This window comes from Pseudomonas sp. FSO-7 (assembly GCF_059579345.1).
Genome location: NZ_CM184193.1, coordinates 6,612,447 through 6,620,046, shown reverse-complemented (window position 1 = coordinate 6,620,046; position 7,600 = coordinate 6,612,447). Strand labels below are relative to the sequence as shown.

Here is a 7,600-nt window from a genome sequence, read left to right as displayed (position 1 = left end):
GGATATCCCCTAAGTTGAAAGCCGGTGAGGCAAAAACAAGCGGCCATTGTAGCGAGCAGCCGTGCACTTATCCACACGCAGGTTGCTCATCGGCCATGATTTATCAACGCGTTAACTGAGAGAAAGACGACCGACGGTCGGTGGATAAGCTCTGTGGATAACCGTGCCTGAGGTCGTTGCACAAGTGGGGGCGAAACTCGGTGGATAACCGCCCTGTGGATAACCACCCATTCCACCCACAGCTTATCCGACAGCGCAGCACAGGCTGGCCACTGCTTTCCCCTGTAGTTGTCATTCTCTGTACATGGCGGATTACAAGGCCTTGACATAGTTATCCACAGACAGGTGGCGACCTTGCTTTTATAAGCTTTACAGAAAAGCTTTAAATAATTCCCTTCTTTATTTCTATATCTAGCGCTGTGTGATGAATCCGCCAAAAGCGGCTGGATATCTATTTAAAGGAAACGCTGGTTGGAAATTGACCTAGAGGCTTGCTTTCTCTAGAATCCCCGGTCTCTTAAAACGGGGGCCATTCCGGCCCGTTGTGGACGAACCAGGTAACACGACATGAAACGTACTTTCCAACCAAGCACTATCAAACGCGCTCGTACCCACGGTTTCCGTGCTCGCATGGCTACCAAGAATGGTCGTGCCGTCCTGTCGCGTCGTCGCGCCAAAGGTCGTGCGCGTCTGGCAGTTTGATAATCCGGCACTGGAGGTGAGTCAGGACTTCAGTCGGGAAAAGCGTCTGCTTACACCCCGGCATTTCAAGGCAGTCTTTGACTCCCCTACCGGCAAGGTTCCGGGGAAAAATCTCCTGCTCCTTGCGCGCAGTAACGATCTCGATCACCCCCGACTAGGGCTGGTTATCGGGAAAAAGAGCGTCAAGCTCTCCGTTCAGCGCAATCGCCTCAAACGTCTGATGCGCGAATCGTTTCGCCTGAACCAGGATTCACTGGTTGGATGGGACATCGTTATCGTCGCGCGCAAAGGTTTGGGTGACGTAGAAAACCCCGAATTGATTCAGCATTTCGGCAAGCTCTGGAAGCGTCTGGCACGCAACAAGCCAGTACCAGCAGTCAACACCGAAACTGTAGGGGTAGACAGTCCCGATGCGTAAACTGGCACTCGTTCCGATCCAGTTTTATCGCTATGCCATTAGTCCTTTGATGGCCAGTCACTGTCGTTTCTACCCCAGTTGTTCCTGCTACGCGTACGAAGCCATAGAAAATCATGGCCTCCTGCGCGGTGGCTGGCTGACCTTTCGTCGTTTAGGTCGCTGTCATCCGTGGAATCCCGGCGGTTATGACCCGGTTCCGCCTATCCCTACCTCCCGTTCTTCTTCGATGGCCGAGTAATCATGGATATCAAACGCACGATCCTGATCGTCGCCCTGGCAATCGTGTCCTACGTCATGGTCCTTAAATGGAACCAGGACTATGGCCAGGCTGCCTTGCCGACTCAGAATGTTGCAGCCAGCAATACCGCACCGAGCCTGCCGGATGCTCCAGTTGGCAACAACGCTGCCAACAATGACGACATCCCCCGCGCGGCAAGCGATACCAGCGCTCCCGCCGAAGCCCCTGTGGCCGTAAGCAAAGATCTCATCCAGATCAAGACGGACGTGCTCGAGCTGGCAATCGATCCACAAGGTGGTGACATCGCCCAGCTGAAGCTGCCGCTGTACCCGCGTCGCCAGGATCATCCGGAAATCCCGTTCCAGTTGTTCGACAACGGTAACGAGCGCACCTATCTGGCCCAAAGTGGCCTGATCGGCACCAACGGCCCGGATTCGAACCCGGCGGGTCGCCCGGTCTACTCTGCCGAGAAGAAGACTTATCAACTGGCTGACGGTCAGGACCAACTGGTCGTGGATCTGAAGTTCAGCAAGGATGGTGTCAACTACATCAAGCGTTTCACCGTGAAACGTGGCTTGTATGACGTAACCGTCTCTTACCTGATCGACAACCAGAGCGCCCAGCCTTGGTCCGGCGCGATGTTCGCGCAACTCAAGCGTGACGCCAGCGACGATCCTTCTTCCAGCACGGCCACCGGTACCGCGACTTACCTGGGCGCTGCCCTGTGGACAAGTTCGGAGCCGTACAAAAAAGTGTCCATGAAGGACATGGATAAGGGCCAGCTCAAGGAAACTGTCCAAGGTGGCTGGGTTGCCTGGCTGCAGCACTATTTTGTAACAGCGTGGATCCCGCAGAAAGGCGACAGCAACGTCGTCCAGACGCGTAAAGACAGCAAGGGCAACTTCATCATCGGTTACACCGGCCCGACATTGACTGCCGCGCCAGGTGCAAAAGCCGAAACCAGCGCCGTTCTGTATGCCGGTCCAAAAAGCCAGGCCGTACTGAAAGAGTTGTCCCCAGGCCTCGAACTGACCGTGGACTACGGTTTCCTGTGGTTCATTGCCCAGCCGATCTTCTGGTTGCTGCAACATATCCACAGCATCGTCGGTAACTGGGGCTGGTCGATCATTTTCCTGACCATGCTGATCAAGGGGATTTTCTTCCCGTTGTCGGCCGCCAGCTACAAGTCGATGGCGCGCATGCGTGCGGTGGCGCCGAAACTGGCCGCCCTGAAAGAACAACATGGCGATGACCGGCAGAAAATGTCCCAGGCCATGATGGAGCTGTACAAGAAAGAGAAGATCAACCCGCTGGGTGGATGCTTGCCGATTCTTGTGCAAATGCCGGTGTTCCTCGCGCTTTACTGGGTTCTGCTGGAAAGCGTGGAGATGCGTCAGGCACCGTTCATGCTGTGGATTACCGACCTGTCGATCAAGGATCCGTTCTTCATCCTGCCGATCATCATGGGCGCGACCATGTTCATCCAGCAGCAGCTGAACCCAACGCCTCCGGACCCGATGCAGGCGAAGGTCATGAAAATGATGCCAATCATCTTCACCTTCTTCTTCCTGTGGTTCCCGGCGGGTCTTGTGCTGTACTGGGTTGTGAACAACGTGTTGTCCATCACCCAGCAGTGGTACATCACGCGTAAGATCGAAGCGGCGACGAAAAAAGCCGAGGCGTAACTTGCTCTGTGGATAACCACACAAAACGCCCCCTAGTGGGGCGTTTTGCTATCTGCCACTTTTGTCTGGATACCGGTTTATGAGCGCACCGCGTGAAACCATCGCCGCCGTTGCCACCGCCCAAGGTCGCGGTGGTGTCGGCATCGTCCGTATTTCGGGCCCGTTGGCCAGTGCCGCGGCCAAGGCTATCAGCGGTCGTGAACTCAAGCCGCGGTTCGCGCATTACGGCCCGTTTTTCAGTGATGACCAGCAGGTGCTCGACGAAGGGTTGGCCTTGTATTTCCCAGGGCCAAACTCGTTCACCGGCGAAGATGTACTGGAACTGCAAGGGCACGGCGGTCCCATCGTGCTGGACATGCTGCTCAAGCGTTGCCTTGAATTGGGCTGCCGCCTGGCCCGTCCGGGTGAGTTCAGCGAACGGGCGTTCCTCAACGACAAACTCGACCTGGCCCAGGCCGAGGCGATTGCCGATTTGATCGAAGCCAGTTCTGCACAGGCTGCCCGCAACGCATTGCGTTCCTTGCAAGGAGCGTTTTCCCTGCGTGTGCATAACCTCACCGAACAATTGATCGGCCTGCGGATCTACGTCGAGGCCGCAATCGACTTCCCGGAAGAGGAAATCGATTTCCTCGCCGATGGCCACGTGCTGAGCATGCTCGATAAGGTGCGCGATGAGTTATCCACAGTACTGCGCGAAGCCGGGCAGGGTGCCTTGTTGCGCGACGGGATGACCGTGGTGATCGCTGGGCGACCGAATGCCGGCAAATCCAGCCTGTTGAATGCCCTGGCCGGCCGCGAGGCGGCGATCGTCACCGAGATCGCCGGCACCACCCGGGACATCCTTCGTGAACATATCCACATCGACGGCATGCCGCTGCACGTAGTGGATACGGCCGGTTTGCGCGACACCGAGGACCAGGTGGAAAAAATCGGCGTCGAACGGGCGCTCAAGGCCATCGGTGAAGCCGACCGGGTGCTGCTGGTGGTGGATGCCACCGCGCCGGAAGCGGACGATCCCTTTGCCTTGTGGCCTGAGTTCCTTGAGGTCCGTCCAGATCCGGCGAAAGTCACCCTGATTCGCAACAAGGCCGATTTGACCGGGGAAGCGATTGCCCTGGACGTCAGCGATGACGGGCACGTGACCATCAGCCTGAGCGCGAAGTCGGCGGGTGAAGGCCTGGAGCTGCTGCGCGAACACCTCAAGGCCTGCATGGGCTACGAACAGACCTCGGAAAGCAGCTTCAGCGCTCGCCGGCGGCACCTGGAAGCGCTGCGCCATGCCAGCTCGGCCCTGGAGCACGGTCGCGCGCAGTTGACCTTGGCGGGGGCTGGTGAGTTGTTGGCCGAAGACCTGCGCCAGGCGCAACAGTCCCTTGGGGAAATTACCGGTGCCTTCAGCTCCGATGACTTGCTGGGCCGGATCTTTTCCAGCTTCTGCATCGGTAAATAGCCCCGCCTTTGCAACCGGGTTTGTCCTCGAAAGCCAATCGAGTGCAACGCAAACCCGGTTCCTCTTCTCTTTTTTAAACCGATTGCCCTTGATGGCGGCTTGCCTGTGGATGCTGCTGCGCCCCTAGCGGCTGTTTTCTGTGGATTAAGCCCTGTGAATAACTGCCATTAAGGTCGGTTGATAAGCGGCCTTCAAAACTGAAGATAACCGCCTCTGTGGATAACCACCTCATTCATCCACAGGCTTACACCGGTTATCCAAGCCCCTCACTGCCACATGACCACAGGGTTTTGAATCTCTGTACACAGTGTAGATAAAGGCCTACAGAACGTTATCCACAGATAGGTGGGTCAGTAAGAATAAACATAAAAACAAAGAATTTATAAATTTCTTTCTTTTTTATTTTTTTAACCGCGAGTTCTCCACAGCTGGTTAAATTTTGTGCAAAGGGTTCTTTAGAAAGGGCGAAGTCCCTATACTTGCCGACCTGGCTCGAAAAACGCCCAGGGCCAGACTCAAAACCTATTTCCGAATTACCTGAATAAAGCAGGCACGAGGTGCGTGGTGGATTTCCCTTCCCGTTTTGAAGTGATCGTCATCGGCGGCGGTCATGCCGGTACCGAGGCAGCACTTGCATCAGCACGCATGGGGGCAAAAACCCTGTTGCTGACGCATAACGTGGAAACCCTCGGCGCCATGAGCTGCAACCCTGCCATTGGTGGCATCGGCAAAAGCCACCTGGTCAAGGAAATCGACGCCCTGGGGGGCGCGATGGCCATGGCCACCGATAAGGGTGGTATCCAGTTTCGCGTATTGAACAGCCGCAAAGGCCCAGCCGTGCGTGCGACTCGCGCCCAGGCCGACCGAGTCCTGTACAAGGCTGCGGTCCGTGAAATCCTGGAAAACCAGCCGAACCTGTGGATATTTCAACAAGCGGCCGATGACCTGATCGTCGAGCAGGACCAGGTGCGCGGTGTCGTGACGCAAATGGGCCTGCGTTTCTTCGCCGATTCCGTGGTGTTGACTACCGGGACCTTTCTCGGCGGACTTATCCACATCGGTTTGCAGAATTTTTCTGGCGGTCGCGCCGGTGATCCACCGTCGATTGCTCTGGCTCACCGTCTGCGTGAATTGCCATTGCGTGTCGGGCGCCTGAAAACCGGTACGCCACCTCGCATCGACGGCAAGTCCGTGGATTTCTCGGTGATGACCGAGCAGCCTGGCGATACGCCGATCCCGGTGATGTCGTTCATGGGCAACAAGGAACAGCATCCACGGCAAGTCAGTTGCTGGATCACCCACACCAACGCCCGCACCCACGAAATCATCGCGGCGAACCTCGATCGTTCGCCGATGTATTCCGCTGCCGGTGAAATCGAAGGTGTCGGCCCGCGCTATTGCCCGTCGATCGAAGACAAGATCCATCGCTTTGCCGACAAGGAAAGCCACCAGGTGTTCATCGAACCGGAAGGTTTGACCACCCATGAGCTATATCCGAACGGGATATCCACAAGTCTGCCGTTCGACGTGCAATTGCAGATCGTGCAATCGATCCGTGGCATGGAGAATGCGCACATCGTGCGTCCGGGTTATGCGATCGAGTACGACTACTTCGATCCGCGCGATTTGAAGTACAGCCTGGAAACCAAAGCTATCGGCGGTCTGTTCTTCGCCGGGCAGATCAACGGCACCACCGGTTACGAAGAAGCGGGTGCCCAGGGTTTGCTCGCCGGAGCCAACGCCGCACTGCTCGCCAAGGGCAAAGAAGCCTGGTGCCCGCGCCGCGATGAGGCGTACATCGGTGTGTTGGTGGACGACCTGATTACCCTGGGGACCCAGGAACCGTATCGGATGTTCACATCCCGCGCTGAATATCGCCTGATCCTGCGTGAAGACAACGCCGACCTGCGCCTGACCGAGAAAGGTCGCGAGCTGGGGCTGGTGGATGACGTGCGCTGGGCCGCGTTCTGCAAGAAACGCGAGAGTATCGAACTGGAGGAGCAGCGCCTGAAAAGCACCTGGGTTCGTCCCGGTACCGAGCAGGGCGATGCCATTGCGGCGAAATTCGGCACCCCGCTGACCCACGAATACAACCTGCTCAACCTCCTGAGCCGTCCGGAAATCGATTACGCCGGGCTGGTGGAAGTGACCGGCCAGGGCGCGGAAGATCCGCAGGTGGCCGAACAGGTCGAGATCAAGACCAAGTACGCCGGTTACATCGACCGCCAGCAGGATGAAATCGCCCGCCTGCGCGCCAGCGAAGACACCAAGCTGCCTGTGGATATCGATTACACCGGCATTTCCGGGTTGTCGAAAGAAATCCAGAGCAAGCTCGGTGCGACCCGTCCAGAGACCCTGGGCCAGGCCTCGCGCATTCCTGGCGTCACGCCGGCGGCGATTTCCCTGTTGATGATTCATTTGAAAAAACGCGGCGCGGGCCGCCAGTTGGAGCAAAGCGCTTGAGTTCGATGGTCACCTCGCAACACGCTGAAGAGTTATCCACAGGTGCCCGTCAGCTCGGCGTCAGCCTGACCGAAGCCCAGCACACGCAATTGCTGGGTTATCTGGCGCTGTTGATCAAATGGAACAAGGCCTACAACCTGACCGCCGTGCGCGATCCGGATGAAATGGTCTCGCGGCATTTGCTCGACAGCCTCAGCGTGATGTCCTTCATCGAAAACGGTCGTTGGCTGGACGTCGGCAGTGGCGGCGGCATGCCGGGCATCCCGCTGGCGATCCTGTTCCCCGACTCGCAAGTGACCTGCCTGGACAGTAATGGCAAGAAGACTCGCTTCCTGACCCAGGTCAAACTCGAACTCAAACTGGATAACCTGCAAGTTATCCACAGCCGCGTCGAAGCGTTCCAGCCTGCCGAGCCGTTCAACGGGATCATCTCCCGGGCGTTCAGCAGCATGGAGAACTTCAGCAATTGGACTCGCCACCTGGGCGATGCCGATACGCGCTGGCTGGCAATGAAGGGCGTTCATCCGGCCGATGAGCTGGTAGCATTGCCGGCAGACTTCCACCTCGATAGCGAACACGCCTTGGCCGTACCCGGTTGCCAAGGCCAACGCCATCTGCTGATACTGCGCCGCACGGCATGATTG

At 57.4% G+C, this 7,600-nt stretch carries 7 protein-coding genes; all 7 read left to right on the top strand.

Going from position 1 to position 7,600, the window contains the following annotated elements:
- Positions 1 to 567: 567 nt before the first annotated feature.
- Positions 568 to 702: a 50S ribosomal protein L34 gene (rpmH, locus tag AC515T_RS29105; protein WP_003213577.1), complete on the top strand. Its 135-nt coding sequence runs from the start codon at positions 568 to 570 to the stop codon at positions 700 to 702.
- Positions 703 to 718: 16 nt separating this feature from the next.
- Positions 719 to 1,120, top strand: a complete 402-nt coding sequence (gene rnpA, locus AC515T_RS29100) for a ribonuclease P protein component (RefSeq protein WP_003207107.1) — start codon at positions 719 to 721, stop codon at positions 1,118 to 1,120.
- On the top strand, positions 1,113 to 1,358 hold the full coding sequence (gene yidD, locus AC515T_RS29095) for a membrane protein insertion efficiency factor YidD (RefSeq protein WP_010465488.1): 246 nt from the start codon (positions 1,113 to 1,115) through the stop codon (positions 1,356 to 1,358). The genes rnpA and yidD overlap by 8 nt, the downstream gene beginning before the upstream one ends.
- A 2-nt stretch (positions 1,359 to 1,360) precedes the next feature.
- Positions 1,361 to 3,043: a membrane protein insertase YidC gene (gene yidC, locus AC515T_RS29090; RefSeq protein ID WP_496530954.1), complete on the top strand. Its 1,683-nt coding sequence runs from the start codon at positions 1,361 to 1,363 to the stop codon at positions 3,041 to 3,043.
- 79 nt (positions 3,044 to 3,122) lie between these two features.
- On the top strand, positions 3,123 to 4,493 hold the full coding sequence (mnmE, locus tag AC515T_RS29085) for a tRNA uridine-5-carboxymethylaminomethyl(34) synthesis GTPase MnmE (RefSeq protein ID WP_496530953.1): 1,371 nt from the start codon (positions 3,123 to 3,125) through the stop codon (positions 4,491 to 4,493).
- A gap of 564 nt (positions 4,494 to 5,057) precedes the next feature.
- Entirely contained in the window at positions 5,058 to 6,956 is a 1,899-nt protein-coding gene (mnmG, locus tag AC515T_RS29080; RefSeq protein ID WP_122567681.1) for a tRNA uridine-5-carboxymethylaminomethyl(34) synthesis enzyme MnmG, read from the top strand.
- 5 nt (positions 6,957 to 6,961) lie between these two features.
- Positions 6,962 to 7,597, top strand: a complete 636-nt coding sequence (rsmG, locus tag AC515T_RS29075) for a 16S rRNA (guanine(527)-N(7))-methyltransferase RsmG (RefSeq protein WP_496533204.1) — start codon at positions 6,962 to 6,964, stop codon at positions 7,595 to 7,597.
- Positions 7,598 to 7,600 lie beyond the last annotated feature (3 nt).